Genomic DNA, 19,681 nt, shown 5'->3' on the forward strand with positions numbered 1-19,681 from the left:
GGATGAACGCACCCGCTCCAGCGCAGCGCGCCTTCCTGTTCGACATGGATGGCACGATCGTCGACAACATGGCCTTCCATACGACATCATGGCTGGCGTTCTTTGAACGCCACGGCCATGCGCTGGATGCGGACGCCTTTTTCCGCGACACGGCAGGACGGCAGGGACATGAAATCATCGCCAAGTACCTGGGCGAAGATGCCGACCACGTCACCCTGCTGGCTGAAAAGGAAGTCGTCTACCGCGAACTGTATGGCCCGCACCTGGCGACAGTCGCCGGTTTCGACCGGCTGATCGCCAGCGCGCGCCAGGCCGGCGTGGGACTGGTGGTCGGCACGGCAGCGCCGGCCGAGAACATCGCGTTCACGCTCGACGGCCTGGACCTGCGCCACCGCTTCGACGCCATCGTCGGCGCCGCCGACGTGGAACGGGGCAAGCCGCACCCGGACGTGTTCCTGAAAGGCGCGCTGCTGGCCGGCGCGCTGCCGCAAGACTGCATCGTCTTTGAAGACGCGCCCCTGGGCGTGGAAGCGGCGCGCCGTGCCGGCATGCGGGTCGTGGTACTCACCACCACCCTGCCGGCCGAGGCGTTTGCCGCCTTCGACAACGTCATTGCCATCGTGCCGGATTTCTCCTCGCTCGACGTCGACGCACTGTTTGCCAGCGTGGCGCCAGCGCTGGCACCACATCATCAATAATCACCAACGAAGAACACCATGACTACGGATATCCAAGAACAAGCCGCCGCACCCGATGAAAACAAGATCATCGCCGAGCGCCGCGTCAAGCTGGCAGCACTGCGCGAACAAGGCGTCGCCTTCCCGAACGATTTCCGCCCCGAGCACAAGGCGGCCGATCTGCACGCGCAATACGGCGGCAAGACGCGCGAAGAGCTGGAAGAAAACCCCGTACACGTGGTGCTGGCCGGCCGCATGATGCTCAAGCGCGAAGCTGGCAAGAAAGCCGCTTTCGCCACCTTGCAAGATGCTTCCGGCCCGAAGGCCGACGGCCGCATCCAGATCTACGCCACCTTGGACCTGACCGGCGAAGCGGCCATGGCCGCCCTGCACCACTATGACCTGGGCGATATCCTGGGCGTGCAAGGCACCTTGTTCAAGACCAAGACGGACGAGCTGACCATCAAGGTCACGGAACTGCGTCTGATCACCAAGTCGCTGCGCCCGCTGCCGGACAAATTCCACGGCCTGGCCGATCAGGAAACGAAGTACCGCCAGCGCTACGTCGACCTGATCATGAACGAAGAGACGCGCCGCACCTTCAAGGCGCGTACCGCCGCCATCTCGTCGATCCGCCGCTTCATGGAAAAGAACGAGTTCATGGAAGTGGAAACGCCGATGCTGCACACGATCCCTGGCGGCGCGGCAGCCAAGCCATTCATCACGCACCACAATGCGCTGGACATGCAGATGTTCCTGCGCATCGCGCCCGAGCTGTACCTGAAGCGCCTGGTCGTGGGCGGCTTCGACCGCGTGTTCGAGATCAACCGCAACTTCCGCAACGAAGGCGTGTCGATCCGTCACAATCCTGAATTCACGATGATGGAATTCTACGCGGCCTACACCGACTACAAATGGCTGATGGATTTCACGGAAGCCGTCATCCGCCAGGCCGCCATCGACGCGCACGGCACCGCCACCCTGACCTACGGCGGCCGCGAGCTGGACCTGGCAAAACCGTTCCACCGCCTGACGATCGTCGAAGCGATCAACAAGTACGCGCCGGGCTACACGCCGGAGCAGTTGAACGATGCGGACTTCATCAAGGAAGAGCTGAAGAAATTCGGCGTCAAGCCGTTCGCCACGGCCGGCCTGGGCGCGCTGCAACTGGCGCTGTTCGAAGAGACGGCTGAAGCGCAGCTGTGGGAACCGACCTACATCATCGACTACCCGGTCGAAGTGTCGCCACTGGCGCGCGCTTCCGACACGGTGGCCGGCATCACCGAACGCTTCGAGCTGTTCATGGTGGGCCGCGAAATCGCCAACGGCTTCTCCGAGTTGAACGACGCGGAAGACCAGTCGGCCCGCTTCCTGGCGCAAGTCGCCGCCAAGGACGCTGGTGATGAAGAGGCGATGTTCTACGACGCCGACTACATCCGCGCGCTCGAGTACGGCATGCCGCCAGCCGGCGGCTGCGGCATCGGCATCGACCGCCTGATGATGATCATCACGGATTCGCCGAACATCCGCGACGTCCTGCTGTTCCCGCATTTACGCCGCGAAGAGTAATCACGGAGGCAAGCCGATAAAAAGCCGCCTGATTTTGCGATCAGGCGGCTTTTTTACGTCTGCGGTCGTCAGCCAGCCAGGGTCACGCGCTGGTGGCTGCGGCTGGCCTGCTGCGCCGCCAATGCCGTGGCCAGCGCGCGCATGCCGTCGTCACCCGTGGCGGCCGGCTGTCCTTCGCCGCGCATGGTGCGCTGGAAGGCGCGCACCGAGCGCACGTACAGGTTTTCATGCTCGACGGGGATATCGATGCTGCCGCCGTCGCGCGTCAGGCTGATGGTGCCGACGGGGCGCTGCGTCATCACGCCGGTGGCGAAGATGGTGCCCTTGGTGCCGATGATTTCCACTCCGGACAGCGAATGCGGCGCGTTGAACGCGTCGTGCACCTGCACCAGGGCGCCGTTGTCGAACTCGATGACGGCCATCAGGCCCTCTTCCAGCCCGGCCACCGTCATGCCGCCGCTGGTGGCGCAAGCCGTGACGTGGCGCGGTTCAGAGTCGAGCAGGAAGCGCAGGGTATCGACATCGTGCACGAACATGTCGAGCGTGACGCCGCCCGACTCCGGCGCGTCCAGGCGCCAGCCGCGCAGGTGCTGCGGCAGATTGTTCGCGTGCAGCACGCGGCCATACAGGGGCTGGCCGATCTCGCCCGCGCGTATCAGCTCGCGCACCTTGCCGTGACTGGCCGCGTTGCGCAGGTGGTGGTTAATTCCCAGCACCACGCCCGCTTCGGCGCAGCCATCGACCATGCGGCGGGCGTCTTCCAGGTTCAGCGCCAGCGGCTTTTCGCACAGCACGTGCTTGCCCGCGCGCGCCGCCTGCAAGGTCTGCGCCATGTGCAGCTCGTTGGTGGTGCTGATATATACGGCATCCGCGCCCGGATGCGCGAGCGCCGCATCGAGGTCCGTGTAGCTGGCGGCGATGCCGAACTGTTCGGCAAAGGCGGCGCCGCGCGCGGCATCGCGGCTGACCACGGCCAGCACTTCGGCGTCGCCCTGCTGGCGGATCGCGTCGACCATCCATTCGCGCGCCACGGTGCTGGCGCCGACCAGTATCCATCCGATTTTCTTCATTCGATTCTCCCCTTAAAAAGTATGGCGCAGGCCGAGGTTCCAGGCCTGGTTGCCGGTACCGTTGTCGGTGGCGTTGCCCACCACATAGGCGGCGCCGTTGCGGTTGTCGATGTGCGCGTAGGCCGCATACAAGGTGCTGCGTTTCGACAGCGCATAGGTGTAGCCGATGCCGATCTGCGTAGCGTCGCCGTTGGCGGCGCGCCTGTCGTCGCGCCGCACGTACGAGAACAGGACTCTGTGCGGCCCGACAGGCACCGTGGCGCCCAGCATCAGGTCCGCGCTGTCGACCGTGGTGGCGGCGCCCGCCGTGCTCTTGCTGACGGCGACGGCACCATGCGCCTTGACCACGCCAAAGTCCCAGGTGGCGCCCAGCACCGTGTTCCTCGCCCTGCCCGCCACCAGCGCGGTCGACAGCGTATTGGCGTCCTGGTGCGCCATGCGCACATACAGCGGCCCGCTGGCATAGGTGGCCGCCGCGCCCGCGTAGCGTTTGGCCGAGGCGTCGCCCGGCACTTCGCCGAAGCCGTACGCCAGTTCGCCGGAAAGGCCGCCGCGCACGGGCGAGCTGTAGGTGATGCTGTTGTCGACCCGGCTGATGTAGCCGGCCGTGAAGACATTGCTTATCCTGCCCGCGAAACCCAGGTAAAACGGGTCCAGCGCCCCCAGACTGCTGTCGATGAACGTGTACTGGCGGCCCAGCCGCAGCGTGCCCGCCGCGCCGGCCAGGCCGACGAAGGCCTGGCGTCCGAACAGCAGGCCGCCCTGGGCCGATGCGCCCGTGTCGGCCAGGATGCCCGCATCGAAGGTAAATATCGCCGTCATGCCGCCGCCCAGGTCTTCGCTGCCCTTGAAACCGAGCCGCGAGCCGTTGGCGATGCCGCTCGTCAGCTTGAGCACCCTGCCACCGGGGCCGCCATTCTCGGACACCACGCCCAGGTCCGCGATGCCATACATGGTGACGTTCGACTGCGCGCTACACAGGCCGCCGCAAGCGCCCGCGCCAATGATGATTGCTCTTGCTACCTTGTTCTTCATTTTTTCCCTGTCTGTGGATACTGTTCTTGGCCGACCAAGTGGCGCGGACGCTCGCCGCGCAAGCCGGCCAGCAGGTTGTCCACGGCCTGCTGCGCCATGGCGTAGCGCGTTTCGTGCGTGGCCGAGCCGATATGCGGCAGCGCCACCACGTTGGCCATGTGCGGCAGCGGATTGTCCGGCGCCAGCGGTTCGCGCTCGAACACGTCGAGACCGGCGCCGTGGATGGCGCCCTGCCGCAGCGCCTCGATCAGCGCCGCCTCGTCGACGATGCGCCCGCGCGAACCGTTGATGAAGATGGCGCCGGGGCGCATCAGCGCGAACTCGCGCCGGCCCATCATGCGTTCCGTCTGTGCCGTCAGCGGCAGCACCACGCAGACGAAATCGGAACCGGCCAGCAAGTCGTCGAGCGCGACCTGGCGCGCGCCCAGGGCCGCTTCCACCTCGGGCACCGCCTCGCCATTCACGTACAGCACCTGCATGCCGAAGCCCAGCGCGGCGCGGCGGGCGACGGCGCGGCCGATGCGGCCCATGCCCAGCATGCCGATGGTCTTGCCGTGGACGTTGACGCCATACTGGCTCTCGCCCACGCTGCGCGTCCATCGCCCGGCCTTGACGAATTCGGCCAGTTCGACGACGCGCCGCGCGCTGGCAAGGATCAGCGCGAAGATCGTGTCGGCCGTCGTTTCCGTCAGCACGTCCGGCGTATTGGCCAGCAAGATGCCCCGTTCGCGCAGGTAATCGACGTCGAACTGGTCGACGCCCACGGAAATGGTGGAAATGATGCGCAGGTCGACGGCCGGGTCCAGCAGTTCGCGGTCCAGGCGCACGCTGGCGCCCAGCAAGCCGTGCGCGCTGCGGATGGCGGCGGCGAATGCGGCGCGGTTGCCCGCGTCGATCGCCTCGAAATACGTCACATCGCATTCGGCGCGCAGGCGCGCCAGCAGCGGTTCGGCCAGCTTTTTATAGACAACCACATGTTTTTTCACGAGTGTTTCCCCTGTACGGTTCAAGATGGGACCAGCGCGTCGAGCTGGGCGCGGGTCGGCAAGCCTTCCATGTCGCCGGCCACCTGAATGGCAAAAGCGCCGACCCGGTTGCCGCGCCCTACCGCCTGCGCCAGCGGCAAGCCTTCCAGCAAGGCGCTGACCAGGCCGGCCGCGAAGCCGTCGCCGGCGCCCACCGTGTCGACCACGTTGGCCACGCGCTCGCCCGCCACCATGCCGCTGTCGCCATCGGCCGTGCGGTAATAGGCGCCCTCGGCGCCCAGCTTGATGACCACGAGGCGCGCGCCCTGCTGCAGATAAAAGCCGGCGACGTCGTGCGGCAGATCGTGGCCAGTGAGGATTTTTCCCTCCCCCAGGCCGGGCAGCACCCAGTCCGCCTTGGCGGCGAGGCGGTTGATCTGTTCCACCATGACGGCTTGCGACGGCCACAGCGAGGGCCGCAGGTTCGGGTCGAACGACACGGTGCGGCCGTTGGCGCGCATGAAGTCAAGCGCCTGGCTGGCGAACGCCAGGCTGGTCTCGGACAGCGCCGCGGCCACGCCCGTGGCGTGCAAGTGGCGCGCGGACAGGAAATAGTCGGGGTCGAAGTGTTCGGGCGCCAGCCGGCTGGCGGCGGAACCCTTGCGGAAGTACTCGACCAGCGGATCGGCGCCGTTCTCGGCCTTCTCCTTGAGCAGGAAGCCGCTGGACTGGCCGGCGACGGCGACGACCCGGCTGCAATCGACGCCCTCTGTCTGCACGCTGGCGCGGATGAAGCGGCCGAACGAGTCGTCGCCCACGCGGCTCAGCCAGCCGACTCTCAGGCCCAGGCGCGCCAGGCCGATGGCGACATTCGTTTCGGCGCCGGCCAGGCGGCGCGTAAAGTGCGCCACGGCCGCCAGGTCGCCCGTTTGCTCGGCAACGAACATCGCCATCGCCTCGCCGTAAGTAACAACGTCAAGCTTCATCATGCAGCCTCCAGTATCTGAATATAGCGGCCCGTTTCGGCCACCAGGTCGGCGCCCTCGAGCGGGAATTCGATGGCCCGTTGCACGCCCTGCGCAAAGTGCGCGAAGACGGCGCGCCAGGATGGATCGGTGTCGGAAACGGCACACGCGGACAAGCGCCCCCCGTCGTCAAGAACCGCCTTGCAATGCACGTAGCGCACGTACGGCGCCAGCAGGCGCGCCGCCTGCTGCGCATCCTCGCCCACCCAGCGCCAGTTGCCGATATCGAAGGTCAGCCCCACGGGCAGCCCGATGTCGCGCGCCGTCGCCAGGAAGCGCGCCATCGTCGCGAGCTTGCCGCCGTGGGCCGTCTGGTCGTTTTCCACCAGCAGCGCCACGGATGCTGCCTCCAGCTGGGCCTTCAAGGCCGGCAAGTCCGGCGCGGCCGGGTAATGGCCCAGCGACACCTTCAGGTAGCGCGCGCCCAGGCGCGCCGCCTCGTCCAGCATCTGCCGCAGCAGTTCGTGCTGCAACCGCCCGTCCGTATCCCACAATTCGATGGGCGTGGAATACACGCAGTACAGGCCGCGCGCAGCCACCGCCGCGCCCATGCGCGCCAGGTCCGGCAAGTCGGACGTGAACAGTTCGCGGCGGATCTCGATGCCGGCGCCGCCCGCATCGGCCACCACGTCGATGAAATGGCTCTGCCCCAGCTGCCTTACCCTGCTTGCGCCGTAAGCCGACGCCGCCACCAGGACGGGGCTCACTTGATCGCTCCCGCGCCGACGAACTGGCGCGCTTCGGGCGTTTGCGGGTTGCTGAAGAAGGCTTCCGACGGCCCGCTTTCCCACACCAATCCCTGGTGCATGAAGACGGTGACGTCGGCCATGCGCCGGGCGAACTCCATCTCGTGCGTCACCAAGAGCATCGTCATGCCCGCCTGCGCCAGCTCTTCCATCACCTTCAGTACTTCCTGCGTCAGTTCCGGATCGAGCGCCGACGTCACTTCGTCGAACAGCATCACTTGCGGCTCCATCGCCAGCGAACGGGCGATCGCCACGCGCTGCTGCTGGCCGCCCGACAGCTGCTCGGGATAGGACTCGCGCTTGTGATCCAGGCCCACCTGCTTGAGCACGCGCAGCGCCGTGGCGCGGCCCTGGGCATCGGGCACCTTCTTGACGATGCGCGGCGCCAGCATGACGTTTTCTTCCACGGTCAGGTGGGGGAACAGGTTGTAGCTCTGGAAGACCATGCCGACATCCTTGCGCAAGTCGAGCAGATGTTCCTGGCGCGCCGTCAGCGTGTGGCCGGCCACGACGATGCTGCCGCTGTCGATGGTTTCCAGGCCGTTGATACAGCGCAGCATGGTGCTCTTGCCGGAGCCGCTGCGGCCGATCACGGCGATCACCTGGCCCCGCTCGACGGCGAACGACACGCCCTTGAGCACGTGGTTGGCGCCGAAGCTCTTGCTGATATTGTCGATTTCAACGATGGGCATGGAATTTCCTTTCCAGTGAATGGCTGTAGCGCGACAGCGGATAGCACATCGCGAAGTAGATCAGGGCGACGATGGGGAAGACGATGAACGGCAGGAAGGTCGCATTGCTGACCAGCTGCCCTGCCCGCGTCAGTTCCACCACGCCGATGATCGAGGTGATCGAAGTGTTCTTGATGATCTGCACCATGAAGCCCACGGTCGGCGGCAGCGAATGGCGCAGCGCCTGCGGCAGGATGACGTAGCGCAGCTGCTGGTAGCGGTTCAGCGCCAGCGCGGCCGATGCTTCCCACTGCTGCCGCTGCACGCCTTCGATGCAGCCGCGCCAGATCTCGCCCAGGTAGGCGCTGGCAAAGATCGTCATCGCCGCACCGGCAGCGATGACCGGCGACAGCTTGTAGCCGAACAGGGCCAGCCCGTAATAGGTCAGGAACAGCACGATCAGCACGGGCGTGCCCTGGACCAGCTGGATGTACAGGGCGCTGATGAAACGCAGGAACGGGCTGCGCGCCGTGCGCAGCAGCGCCACCGCGAAGCCGGCGATGCCGCCCGTGATGAAGACGATCAGCGACAGGCCGATGGTCCAGCGCGTGGCCTCGAGCAGGAATTGCAGATTATCCCAGGAAAAATCACTGATCATGTCATGCTCCCATGCGCACCGCGCCCAGACGGCGGCGGCGTTTGAAGACGATCTGGCCCAGCACCCAGAAGCTGAAGCGGAACAGCAGAGCCAGCAGGATGTACAGCACCATCACGACGATGTAGATCTCGAAGCTGCGGAAGGTTTCCGAGTCGAGCAGGTGCGCTGCGGCCGTCAGCTCTTCGGCGGAAATGGCCGACACGACGCTCGAGGCCAGCATCATCAAGGTGAACTGGCTGGCCAGCGCCGGATAGACTTTTTCCAGCGCCGGCAGCAGCACTACGTGGCGCATCACCTGCCAGCGCGTCATGCCCAGCGCCTGCGCCGCCTCGAGCTGCGACGGATGCACGGCGCCGATGCCGGCGCGCACGATCTCGGCAGCATAAGCACCCAGGTTGACCGTCATGGCGACGAGCGCGGCGCCGTTCGCGTCGAGCTGCAGGCCCAGCGACGGCAAGCCGAAGTAGATGATGAACAGCTGCACCAGGAACGGCGTGCTGCGGATGATCTCGACATAGGCGCGCACCACCGCGCGGGCATAGGCGGGACCGTTCTTCAGGATGACGGCGGCGCACACGCCCACCGCCAGCCCCAGCACCATCGACAAGGCGCTCAGGCGTATCGTCAGCGCCGCGCCCCACAACAGGCGGTCCAGCGATTGCATGACGAGTTCGAAATGAAATTCATACGGCATACTCAACTCCTTTCTACGTGTGCGTCCCCGGCCGCGCCACCATGGCGGCGCGCCGTGCGGACGAGCACTATCGCTGTGCGGGTTGCGGTATCAGAAGGTCGGCAGCGCCGGCAGCGGCGCGCCGCTCCACTTGCGCGCGATGGCGTCGAGTTCGCCGTTCAGCTTGACGTAGTAGATGAAGTTGTTGAGCCACTGGTGCAGCTCGAAGTCGCCGCGGCGCACGGCCATCGAGTTCGGTTGCAGCGAGTACGAGAAGCGGACCTCGATCTTGCCCGCGCCGCGCGTCTTGATGATGTCGAGCGCCATTGTGCTGGGAATCGAGACGGCGTCGACCTGCTTGCTGAGCAAGGCCTGGGTGACGGTGGCGTCATCCTCGAAACGCACGATGCTGGTGCCGGCCGGCGCCATGCGGCTCAGCGCCGTGTCATTCGTGGTGCCGCGCGTCACGCCCACCTTCTTGCCCTTCAAGTCGGCCAGGGCCTTGAATTTTCCGCCGACCGGGGCGACGATGGCCAGCTCGAACGCGCTGTAGGGCATGGTGAACATCAGGGTCTTGGCCCGTTCCGGCGTGGGCGCCAGGGTCGCCACGAGGAAGTCGACCTTGCCCGATTCCAGCGACGGCACGCGCGACGGCGCCGTCAGCGGGACGATTTCCACGGGCAGGTTCAGGTATTTGCCGATCAGGTTGGCGACGTCGACGTCATAGCCGACGGGCACGCCCTTGGCGTCGATGCTGCCAAACGGCGGCGTGCCGCTGACCACGCCGATGGTCAGCTTGCCCTTCTTGATCAAGTCGCCAAGCGTCTGGGCACCGGCATCGGCCGCCGCACCCAAGGCGCATGTTGCTGCCAGCGCGCAGGCCACGATTTTCGCGTAAAACAGTGTCGTCATCTTCATGCTTCAGTCTCCTGTGATCCCGGTACCGGCCTCGTCGAAGCACTTCCGGGAATATTGTCAAATGGACGATTTATTTCGTCTCTTGCCGTGTCATTACAACTTCATGCCAACTTCGTGCAACCATTGCCCTGCCTGACTATCCATACCCCTTTCCTGGCTGAATACAATCTATGAAACCGGTTCCATAACTTTCCAAAAAAAAGGGCAAGGCCCTCTTCCCCGTCAGTCGCCGCCCCGGGTGGAGTTGCGCACGATCAGCTTGCCAGGCAACAGCACCTCGCGCGGCGGGCACTGTTCGCCCTGCAGGCGCGACAGCATGCACGTCATCGCCGAAAAGCCGATCTCGTATGTCTGCTGCTCGATCGTGCTCAGGCCCGCCAGCGGCGACCATGGCAATTCGTCAAAGCCCAGCAAGCCCACGTCCTGCGGCATGCGCAATGCGAGGCGCTGCAGCATCAGCGCCAGTTCCAGCGCCACCATGCCGTTCGAGGCCAGCAGCGCCACCCGGCGGCCGCGCCATTGCGCCAGGCATTGCCGCACCTGCGCGTCGATGGCGGGTCTGTCGTCCAGGTCCACCGCCAGCACTTCGCCCACGCAGCCCGGATGCTCGGCCATCACGGACTGGAAACCGTCGGCGCGCATCAGGCGCGAACTGACGCCCGTCAAGGGCGGCGCGACGAAGGCGATGGCGTCGAAACCCTGCTCGATCAGGTGCGCCGTGGCCAGCCGGCCCGCCTGCACATTGTCCAGGCCCACCAGGTCGAAATCGGCGCCCTCGATGCGGCGGTCGACCAGCACGATGGGCATGCCCGCCTGCTGCAAGTCGGACGACTCGATATTGCGTCCCTGCGTATTGACGATCAGCCCTTCCACGCTGTACGAGCGCAGCGCGGCCAGCGACTGGCGTTCGCGCTGTTCGTCATTGCCGGTATTACATAAAATCAAGGTATAGCCATGCTGCTGGCAAGCCGCTTCCACGCCTTGCAGCACGGCCACCGTGTAGGGATTGAGCATGTCCGCCACGACCATGCCGATCAACCGCGTGCGTCCCCGCTTGAGGCCGCGCGCCATCTGGTTCGGCTGGTAGCCGAGGCGTGCGATGGTGCTGGTGATCTGCTGGCGGATGTTCTCGGACAGCGCATCGAGTTCGCCGCCGAGAAAGCGCGACACGCTCGTCTTCGATACGCCCGCCTCGCGCGCCACTTGGGCGATGGTCACGGGCCGCGCCGGCTCGCCGGAAACTGTTTTTTTATTGCCGCTTACTGAATCCAAGCTTGTTCTCCACGACCTGTTGACCTGCATATTTTTATTTTGGAACCGGTTCCAAAGATAGCACCCACGAATCGATGACGCAAGCGATTTGATTGCTTGTGGCGGCGAAGGAACAAGATGGGGGCATCAATGGAAAAGCGCCGCCCGCCCCCGGCAAACGCAGGGAACGGGTGGCGCGGTGGTTTCAAGACTGTTTACTGGACCACGGTGTAGCACGGCACGTAAGCCGTACCCGCCAGTTTCATGCGGTGCTGCGCCACGAAGGAAGCGAGCAGCGCATCCATGGGGCCGGCGATGGATTTGTCGCCGTGGATCTCGAAGTTGCCGTACTTTTCGATCGAGCGGATGCCGTCATCCTTGACGTTGCCCGCCACCACGCCCGAAAACGCGCGGCGCAACTGGGCCGCCAGCAAGTGCGTGGGCTGGTTCTTGTGCAGGCTCAGGTTGCGCATGTTTTCATGCGTGGGCTGGAACGGTTTCTGGAACTCGTGGTCTATCTTCAACAGCCAATTGAAGTAATACGCGTCGCTGTGCGCCTTGCGGAATTCGCGCACCTGACGGATGCCTTCGAGCATTTCACGCGCCACCAGTTCCGGGTCGTCGATGATGATCTTGTAGCGCTGTTGCGCTTCCGGGCCCAGGGTGTCGTGGATGAACTGGTTGATTTGCACGAAGTATTCGCGCGACGTTTCCGGGCCCGTGAAGATCAGCGGGAAAGGAATCTCGGCGTTGTCCGGGTGCAGCAGGATGCCGAGGATATACAGAATCTCTTCGGCCGTGCCCGCGCCGCCGGGGAACACCACGATGCCGTGGCCGGCGCGCACGAACGCTTCCAGGCGCTTTTCGATGTCCGGCATGATGACGAGGTCATTGACGATGGGGTTCGGCGACTCGGCCGCGATGATGCCCGGCTCGGTGATGCCCAGGTAGCGGCCATTGTGCAGGCGTTGCTTGGCGTGGCCGATGGTGGCTCCCTTCATGGGGCCCTTCATGGCGCCCGGGCCGCAGCCGGTACAGATGTCGAGGCCGCGCAAGCCCAGCTGGTAACCCACTTCCTTCGAGTAATTGTATTCGGCGCGGTTGATCGAGTGGCCGCCCCAGCACACGACCAGGTTCGGGTTGAGCTGGGTTTGCAGCACGTTGGCATTGCGCAGGATATGGAAGACGGCGTCCGTCACGCCTTCCGTGCTCTGCAAGTCGAATTTCGGGTTGCCCGTCACTTCATCGCTGACGAAGATAATGTCGCGCAACACGGCAAACAGGTGCTCGTGGATGCCCTTGATCATCTTGCCGTCGACAAAGGCGATGGCCGGCGCGCCCTTGATGTCGAGCTTGATACCGCGCTCGCGCTGGATGATCGAGATTTCAAATGACTGGTAGCGCTCCAGCAGGGCGCGGCCATCGTCGATGGTGCTGCCGCAATTCAAGACCGCCAGCGCGCAGCGGCGGAAGGTGTTGTACAGGCCGCCCTGGCTGGTGTCGAGCAGTTTGTTGACTTCAGTCTTGGAGAGCACGTCCAGGCGGCCTTCCGGTGAAACCAGAGTATCGATAACGTCGTGTTCCATAATGCGAAAAATCCCTTTAAAAATCGATGCTCGAAGGTCTTGCAGCCTTAATATACGACAAGTCAGGCAAGTTGTGCTGTGCCGCCGCAAAATCGCCGGGCCCGCCCTTGCCTGCAAACCGGTTTGACTAATATGAAACAGTCATTCTTGCTAATGCGAATCGAAACCTTCGCTCAGCGCAATTTGTAGATTAGAATGCCAGCCTATTGGAATTCCCGTGCGTGAGGTTCTTCATGAGAGTCCCCGCCGCCCGCAGGCTTCCATAAGTTCGTTGTATCGATTGACTATAATAATTTTTCAGGAGGAACCGCATGAGCGGTGCGACTACGCCCAACAAGGAAGCCGTTATTCCCGAGTTCAAGCAGATTATGGGCCATCCAAGCCCATTGTGGATGTTGTTCATGACTGAATTCTGGGAACGCTTCGCGTTCTACGGAGTTCGCTGGGCGCTGGTCCTGTACATCGTGGCCCAGTTCCACGCTGGCGACGGTTCGGGACAGGCAGCGGCCAACCTTACCTACGGTTCCTTCCTCGCGCTGGTGTACGCCGGCGCCCTGTTCGGCGGCTACATCGCCGACCGTGTCATCGGTTACCAGCGCTCGATCCTGCTGGGCGCCGTCTTCATGGCTGCCGGCCTGTTCTGCATCTCGGTACCGAACCAGGACATCTTCAACCTGGGCCTGGCCACCATGATCGTCGGCAACGGCATGTTCAAACCGAACATTTCAACCATGGTCGGCAAGCTGTACACGACAGCCGATCCGCGCCGCGACAGTGGCTTCACGATCTTCTACATGGGTATCAACATGGGCGCCATGGTCGCGCCCGTCTTCACCCAGTGGCTGGCCGAGTCGATCTTCGGCACCAGCGCCATGCCGTCGTACAAGATGGTCTTCATGGCATCCGGTTTCGGCATGCTGATCAGCCTGGTATGGTTCGCCATCGGCCGCCGCGCCCTGAAAGGCATCGGCGCTCCTGAAGCCGGTTCCGGCAACCCGATGCGCGTCGTCTGGGTGGCCGTCGGTTCCCTGTGCGTGATCCCGCTGATGTACTTCCTGCTGACCGTCGGCGCTGAAAAGCTGCAAATCGTCCTGACCGTGCTGTTCGTCGGCCTGGCCGTGATGCTGATGATCGAAGGCATACGCAACGGTAAAGTTGCGCGTGACCGCGTCATCGCCATGCTGCTGATCTTTGTCTTCAACATCCTGTTCTGGATGTTCTTCGAACAGGCAGGCAGCTCGTTTACCTTCCTGGCCGACAAGATCGTCAACCGCGACCTGGGCTTCTGGATCTTCCCGACCGCCTACTTCCAGACCGTCAATTCGGTCGCCATCATCGTCTTCGCGCCGATCATCGCCGCCATCTGGGTTTTCCTGGCGCGCCACAACGTCAATCCTTCGATTCCGCGCAAATTCGGCCTGGGCTTGCTGGGCAATGCGCTGGCCTTCGGCCTGCTGATCTTCGCTCTGTCGAGCCTGGTTGGCGCCGATAACAAGATCCCGTTCTGGACCCTGACCACCGTGTACGTGCTGCAATCGATCGGCGAGCTGTGCCTGTCGCCTATCGGCCTGTCGATGGTCACCAAGCTGGCGCCAGTGCGCCTGGTCGGCCTGGGCATGGGCGGCTGGTTCCTGTCGACCGGTATCGGCAACAACCTGTCGGGCATCTTCGCCAGCCACGTCAGCGGCACCAGCGGCATGTCGGTGCAGTCGGCCCTGTCCGGCTACACCTTCGGCTTCTGGTCCCTGCTGGGCGCCGGTGTCGTGCTGTTCCTGATCGCACCGCTGATCAACAAACTGATGCACGGCGTGAAGTAAGCTTCTGCCTTAGCTGACAACGGCGGCCTGCGGGCCGCCGTTTTTCATTCCAGCGCCAGTTTTTGCCCGGCCGGGCGGTACAATACGGCCAGGGCCGCCGGCCACTCCACTCACATCACCAAAGAATATTATGTCCAGCATCTCCACCACCACGCCCCTCTCCGACGACGAATACGCCGAACTCGACACCCTGCTGGCCGCGCCTGCGCTGGAAAGCCGCGCCATGGACGTGTCGATGCTGGAAGGTTTTCTCACGGCCGTCGCCCTGAGCCCGAAACAGATCGCGCCGGAACAGTGGCTGCCATGGGTGTGGGACAAGGCGGCCGGCAACGCCTTGCCAGCGCAGGACGAGGCCGGCGAACGGGCAGCCAGCCTGGCGCAGCGCCACCACGCCTACATGGTCGAATGGCTGGCGAAGGACCCGGACAGCTTCGAGCCCATCTACGTCTGCGGCCCCGAATGGAGCGTGCCCGCCTGGTGCGCCGGCTTTATCCTGGGAACGAGCCTGGACAAGCCCCAGTGGGCGGCCCTGGCCGTCAGCCACCCTGAGTACCTGGCGCCGTTCCAGCACCTGGCCACGGCCAGCGAACTCGATGACGATGCAGCCGAAACGGCCATGGATGGCGTGATTCCCGCCGTCATCGCCATCAACGCGGCCTGGGCGCGCCAGCGCCACCTGAAACAAAGCCAGCCCGGCGCCACCGTGCTGCGCGAACTGCCGAAGACGGGCCGCAACGACCCGTGCCACTGCGGCAGCGGCAAGAAGTACAAAAAATGCTGTGCCGACGCCGATAGCGCGGCCGCCTAAGACGGTATCTCCTTGCGCCAGCTGCTGACGGCCATCCTGCGCTTCCTGCTGCGCCACGCGCTGCAGTTCGCCCTGTTCATCGTCATCCTGCTGGCCGGACGCCTGCTGCTGGCCGAATGGCGCGCCTACAGCGCCGGCAGCGAGGCCGTGGCCGCACTGAGGCTGGCCGCCGACGGCGCCGATCATCATGGCGCCGGCTTGGCCGCTGCCGCCACGGCGCAGGTCAACGCCTTGCAAAAGGCCTCGCAAGCGGCCATCGCCACGCGCCTGGCGCAAGTGCAGGTGCAATTGACCACCTTGCGCGCGCGGCAGCAACCATCGCTGTTTACGCTTCCCCTGCCCGACACGACCACCCTGGCCCTGCACGCGCAGGAGGAAGCCACGCGCCGCGTGGAGATCGAAGTGCTGGCGCAGGAAGCCCGCTATCTGACGGCCCTGCAAGCGGCGATCAGTGGCGAAGATGCGCGGCAGACCCTGGCGCGCCTGCACGCGGAACATGTGCGCGCGTATGCGGCGCTGCAAGCCAACCTGCGCCAGCGCCGGCAACTGGAAGCGCGGCACCCGCTGGCCACCCGCCTGCCCGGCAGCGACGCCTATGCGCAGCTGTCGCAGCTCGAAGCGCAAGGCCAGCGCTTGCGCGAGATCAACCTGCAAGCGTATCAGGCCTGGACAGCGCAGCGCGCGCGCAGCAGCGCCAGCCACTCTGCCCGCCCCGCCCCATTCGCCATCGACACGCAAGCCTTGGCCGGTGCGCTGGCGCCCGTGCAAAAAGCCATCGCGGCCGGCGAAACGCAGCTGGCGCGCAACTGGATCGCCCGCTGGCGCGCGCCCGTCATGGACGTGGCGCCCACGGCCGCCCTGCTGGTGCTGTCGGCCATTTTGCTGCCCGTGGCGATCAAGGCCTTCTTTTACTTCGTGCTGGCGCCCATCGCTGCCCGTTTGCCGCCGCTGTCGATCGCGCGCGAGCTGCAGATGGCGGGCAGCTCCCTCCCCTTGCCGCCGCATGGCGAATCGCGCATTTCCGCCGTCTCGCAGGGCTTGCTGCTGCAGCGCGGGCAGCGGATGCTGATCCACCCCGAATACCTGCAATCGTCGCCCGTCAGCACACGCAAGCGCACGCAATGGCTGCTGGACTGGCGCTTCCCGTTCACCAGCCTGGCCGCCGGCATGGTGGCGCTGACCCGGCTGGAAAGCGGCGAGCCGGCATCCGTGACGATATCCGCCAGCGACGACCCGCTGCTGGAAGTGGCCATCGTCCACCTGCCGGCCGGCAGCGCATTGGTATTCCAGCCGCGGGGCCTGGTCGGATTGATTGCCGATGCGGGCCAGCCTCTGGCGATCAGCAGCCACTGGCGCCTGGGCAGCCTGCACGCCTGGCTCACCCTGCAGCTGCGCTTCATCGTCTTTCGCGGCCCCGTCACCCTGATCGTGCGCGGCTGCCGCGGCGTGCGCCTGGAGCGGGCCGGCCAGGGACGCTCGATCAGCCAGTCCGCCACCCTGGGTTTCAGCACCGACGTGCTGTACTCGACGATACGCAGCGAAACCTTCATCCCCTATCTGCGCGGCCAGCAGGCGCTGCTCAACGACCGCTTCGACGGCGGCAACGGCGTCTACCTGTACGAAGAAACCCCGCGCCACGGCAAGCAGCCGGGCAAGGTGGGCAGCTGGTTCGAGGGTTTCACGGACGCGATCTTGAAAGTGTTCGGCATCTAGCCGGAGAAACAATGCGCTGCCGGCTACGCCGCAATCGAATGCGACACCGTCAGCCACTCGCCCGGCTGCAGATTCGCCGCCGCCTCGCGCGTGGCCAGCACGCTGTCGGGGTCCAGGTCGGAGCGTTTCAGCTTGTAGGAATAGGCGAAATCATCGGCATCGAATGCTTGCCCCGCCTTGACGTAATACTTGAAGCCGACAAAGGAATCGGGATTGGTGACGACCGAGTACTCAAGCGTGACATTGTTCATGGCGGGCCTCGTCAACGGTGGTGAGACATCCATTATGCGTCAATTCCGGTCGCGGCGATGCGGCGGCTGATCCTTGCGGCAAGTCAATAGCCGTGCCGGCTGCCGGCGCTACAGTAGCCGGAGCCCACCACTACGCCATCACTGCCATGCGCACCTTGCTCACGAAAATCCGGAACACACTGGCGCCGCAGGCAAGCCTGCCGGCGGCCGCGCGCATGGAGCGGCTGTCGGACCGGCGCGGCCTGCCAGCCCTTGACCCCGGGCCGCAAGCCGTCGTCAAGGCTTGCACGGCCTGGCTGTGCGCGGCGCAGGACCATTCCAGCTCAAAGGACGGCGGCGTCGCGCGCGACTACAGCCTGCTGACAGGCTGGTCGAGTTCCTACCCGGAGACCACCGGCTACATCATCCCCACGGTCATCGCCCTGGCGCAGCGCACGGGCGACGAGGGGTTGCATTGGCGCGCGCGGCGCATGCTCGATTGGTGCGTGGCCATCCAGTTCCCGGAAGGCGGTTTCCAGGGCGGGAAAATCGATTCCACGCCGCGCGTGCCGGTCACCTTCAACACGGGCCAGATTTTGCTGGGCCTGGCCGCCGGCGTGGCAGCGTACGGCGCGGCCTACGAGGACGCCATGCACCGTGCGGCAAGCTGGCTGCGCGACAGCCAGGATGGCGACGGCTGCTGGCGCCGCCATCCGACGCCCTTCGCCAGCGCCGGCGACAAGGCCTACGAAACGCACGTGGCGTGGGGCCTGTTCGAAGCGGACCGCGTCGCGCCGGGCCACGGCTATGGCGCGGCCGGCCTGCGCCAGGTCGACTGGGCGCTAACCAAGCAGCGCCCCAACGGCTGGTTCGCCTCGAACTGCCTGGACAACCCGCTGCTGCCCCTGACCCATACCATCGGCTACGCCTTGCGCGGCCTGCTCGAGGCGCACCGCTTTTCGGCGCGTGCCGGCCTGCTGGACGCCGCCGCGCGCACCGGCACGAGCGTCGCCAAGGCCGTGAGGGACGACGGCTACCTGACAGGTCGCCTCGGCCCGGACTTCCAGCCGGGGGCCGGCTACGCCTGCCTCACGGGTTCCGCGCAGAACGCGCATTGTCTGTTCCTGCTGTACCAGCTCACGGGCGAGCGGCGCTACCTCGACGCAGGGCGCAGCCTGAACCGCTTCGTACGGCGCTCCATCAGCATCGACGGTCCCGCGCATGCGCGCGGCGGCGTCAAGGGCTCGTTTCCCGTCGATGGCGACTACGGGACATGGGCCTACCTGAACTGGGCGGCCAAGTTCTGCATCGATGCCAACCTGCTGGAAATGGAAATCGGAGATGCTTGACGAGGCCAAGCGCGCCGCCAGGGCCGCACTGGAAGCATGGCGCCGCGCCGCCAGCGCCCGGCAGGTACGTCACAGTGCGCCCCACGTGACGCGTGCCGGATTGGCCGCCGATCTGGCGCGGCTGGGCATCGCGCACGGAGATACGCTGTTCATCCATTCATCGCTGAAAAGCCTCGGCTACGTGGAAGGCGGCGCGCTGGCCGTGATAAACGCCCTGCAGGACGCCGTCGGCCCGCAAGGCACCCTGCTGCTGCCCACCTACTATCTGCCGGGCGGCACGGTGCGCGCCACCTGCGCCATGCCCGACTATGTGTTCGACCCGCGCCGCCATGGCACACACATGGGACGCCTGCCCGAAGCCTTCCTTGCCAGCGCCAATGTCCGGCGCAGCATCCACCCTACTCACTCCGTGTCCGCGTGGGGCCGCCATGCCGCTCACCTTACCGAGGCGCATCACCACGCGCCCTCGATCTTCGGCATGGACTCGCCGTGGCAGCGTTTCATCGGCTGCGATCAAGCGAAGGTGCTGGGTCTCGGCATTTCCATGGGACCGGTGACGTTCTATCACGCGCTGGAAGACGACATGGGCGACGCCTTTCCCGTGCCCGTGTGGGAAGACGATACCAAGCTGCTGCCCTGCCTGGACCACGCGGGCCGGCGCTGGGAAGTGCCCGTGCGCCCGTTCGATCCGGCAGTCGCCCAGCGCCGCATCGACCATCCCGGCCGCGCCGACCTGCGCGACTACTTTCACCGGGAATTCGACGCGGCCGGCCTGCGCGTCAACGGCCAAGTGGGCGACGCGGCGTCGTGGTGCATACTGGCGCAGGCATTTTATGCGCACCTGGGCCGGCTCGCGTCCGACGACGTGACGATCTACGCCACAGCGGCGCAGCTGGCGGCACGGCCGGTGAGGCCGTGAC

Annotated in this window: 19 protein-coding genes; 7 read left to right on the plus strand and 12 right to left on the minus strand. The window is 65.3% G+C overall.

Translation table 11 applies throughout. The features are described 5' to 3' along the window. Positions 1–2 precede the first annotated feature (2 nt). Both JAB6_RS23570 and lysS read left to right on the plus strand, forming a co-directional pair. Positions 3–698, plus strand: coding sequence for an HAD family phosphatase (locus JAB6_RS23570; protein WP_070304981.1), 696 nt, complete (start codon positions 3–5; stop codon positions 696–698). A gap of 18 nt (positions 699–716) precedes the next feature. Further along, the gene (gene lysS, locus JAB6_RS23575; protein ID WP_034755402.1) at positions 717–2,246 is read left to right on the plus strand and encodes a lysine--tRNA ligase; all 1,530 of its coding nucleotides are present in this window, start codon (positions 717–719) and stop codon (positions 2,244–2,246) included. A 68-nt stretch (positions 2,247–2,314) separates the two neighbouring features. On the opposite strand, the gene JAB6_RS23580 is transcribed toward lysS, so the two are convergent. The 11 genes from JAB6_RS23580 to ppnN all read right to left on the minus strand — a co-directional run bounded on the left by JAB6_RS23580 (position 2,315) and on the right by ppnN (position 12,844). Next, entirely contained in the window at positions 2,315–3,316 is a 1,002-nt protein-coding gene (locus JAB6_RS23580; protein ID WP_070304983.1) for a Gfo/Idh/MocA family protein, read from the minus strand. 12 nt (positions 3,317–3,328) lie between these two features. Further along, positions 3,329–4,351, minus strand: coding sequence for a porin (locus tag JAB6_RS23585; RefSeq protein WP_070304984.1), 1,023 nt, complete (start codon positions 4,349–4,351; stop codon positions 3,329–3,331). Beyond that, entirely contained in the window at positions 4,348–5,337 is a 990-nt protein-coding gene (locus JAB6_RS23590) for a D-glycerate dehydrogenase (protein ID WP_070304989.1), read from the minus strand. Before JAB6_RS23590 ends, JAB6_RS23585 begins: the two co-directional genes overlap by 4 nt. 20 nt (positions 5,338–5,357) lie before the next feature. Beyond that, on the minus strand, positions 5,358–6,305 hold the full coding sequence (locus tag JAB6_RS23595) for a sugar kinase (protein WP_070304990.1): 948 nt from the start codon (positions 6,303–6,305) through the stop codon (positions 5,358–5,360). Next, positions 6,302–7,048 carry a sugar phosphate isomerase/epimerase gene (locus JAB6_RS23600; protein WP_070304992.1) on the minus strand — a complete coding sequence of 249 codons (747 nt, stop codon included), beginning with the start codon at positions 7,046–7,048 and terminating at the stop codon, positions 6,302–6,304. Before JAB6_RS23600 ends, JAB6_RS23595 begins: the two co-directional genes overlap by 4 nt. Further along, entirely contained in the window at positions 7,045–7,779 is a 735-nt protein-coding gene (locus tag JAB6_RS23605; RefSeq protein ID WP_070304995.1) for an amino acid ABC transporter ATP-binding protein, read from the minus strand. Before JAB6_RS23605 ends, JAB6_RS23600 begins: the two co-directional genes overlap by 4 nt. After that, positions 7,766–8,416: an amino acid ABC transporter permease gene (locus tag JAB6_RS23610; protein ID WP_034755387.1), complete on the minus strand. Its 651-nt coding sequence runs from the start codon at positions 8,414–8,416 to the stop codon at positions 7,766–7,768. Before JAB6_RS23610 ends, JAB6_RS23605 begins: the two co-directional genes overlap by 14 nt. A gap of 1 nt (position 8,417) precedes the next feature. Further along, a complete protein-coding gene (locus JAB6_RS23615; RefSeq protein WP_070304996.1) occupies positions 8,418–9,110 on the minus strand; it encodes an amino acid ABC transporter permease in 693 nt (230 codons plus the stop codon). 90 nt (positions 9,111–9,200) lie between these two features. Continuing rightward, a complete protein-coding gene (locus JAB6_RS23620) occupies positions 9,201–10,007 on the minus strand; it encodes a transporter substrate-binding domain-containing protein (RefSeq protein ID WP_070304998.1) in 807 nt (268 codons plus the stop codon). A 222-nt stretch (positions 10,008–10,229) separates the two neighbouring features. Then, entirely contained in the window at positions 10,230–11,279 is a 1,050-nt protein-coding gene (locus JAB6_RS23625) for a LacI family DNA-binding transcriptional regulator (protein ID WP_070304999.1), read from the minus strand. 194 nt (positions 11,280–11,473) lie between these two features. Then, positions 11,474–12,844, minus strand: coding sequence for a nucleotide 5'-monophosphate nucleosidase PpnN (gene ppnN, locus JAB6_RS23630; RefSeq protein WP_046683005.1), 1,371 nt, complete (start codon positions 12,842–12,844; stop codon positions 11,474–11,476). Between the two features lie 311 nt (positions 12,845–13,155). On the opposite strand from ppnN, the gene JAB6_RS23635 reads away from it, so the two are divergent. The 3 genes from JAB6_RS23635 to JAB6_RS23645 all read left to right on the plus strand — a co-directional run bounded on the left by JAB6_RS23635 (position 13,156) and on the right by JAB6_RS23645 (position 17,182). Beyond that, entirely contained in the window at positions 13,156–14,661 is a 1,506-nt protein-coding gene (locus JAB6_RS23635) for a peptide MFS transporter (protein ID WP_034755379.1), read from the plus strand. A 130-nt stretch (positions 14,662–14,791) separates the two neighbouring features. Continuing rightward, positions 14,792–15,469 carry a UPF0149 family protein gene (locus JAB6_RS23640; RefSeq protein ID WP_070305001.1) on the plus strand — a complete coding sequence of 226 codons (678 nt, stop codon included), beginning with the start codon at positions 14,792–14,794 and terminating at the stop codon, positions 15,467–15,469. A gap of 12 nt (positions 15,470–15,481) precedes the next feature. Next, positions 15,482–17,182, plus strand: a complete 1,701-nt coding sequence (locus JAB6_RS23645) for a hypothetical protein (protein ID WP_070305003.1) — start codon at positions 15,482–15,484, stop codon at positions 17,180–17,182. 23 nt (positions 17,183–17,205) lie between these two features. Here the strand turns inward: JAB6_RS23645 and JAB6_RS23650 are convergent, their stop codons facing one another. Further along, the gene (locus JAB6_RS23650; RefSeq protein WP_034755374.1) at positions 17,206–17,433 is read right to left on the minus strand and encodes a hypothetical protein; all 228 of its coding nucleotides are present in this window, start codon (positions 17,431–17,433) and stop codon (positions 17,206–17,208) included. Positions 17,434–17,579: 146 nt separating this feature from the next. Here JAB6_RS23650 and JAB6_RS23655 point away from each other — a divergent pair, with 146 nt between their 5' ends. After that, on the plus strand, positions 17,580–18,761 hold the full coding sequence (locus JAB6_RS23655) for a hypothetical protein (RefSeq protein ID WP_083292941.1): 1,182 nt from the start codon (positions 17,580–17,582) through the stop codon (positions 18,759–18,761). After that, positions 18,754–19,680, plus strand: coding sequence for an AAC(3) family N-acetyltransferase (locus JAB6_RS23660; protein WP_070305004.1), 927 nt, complete (start codon positions 18,754–18,756; stop codon positions 19,678–19,680). The genes JAB6_RS23655 and JAB6_RS23660 overlap by 8 nt, the downstream gene beginning before the upstream one ends. Position 19,681: the final 1 nt, after the last annotated feature.

The sequence above is a fragment of the Janthinobacterium sp. HH104 genome (assembly GCF_001758715.1).
GTDB classification, from domain to species: Bacteria; Pseudomonadota; Gammaproteobacteria; order Burkholderiales; family Burkholderiaceae_D; genus Janthinobacterium; species Janthinobacterium aestuarii.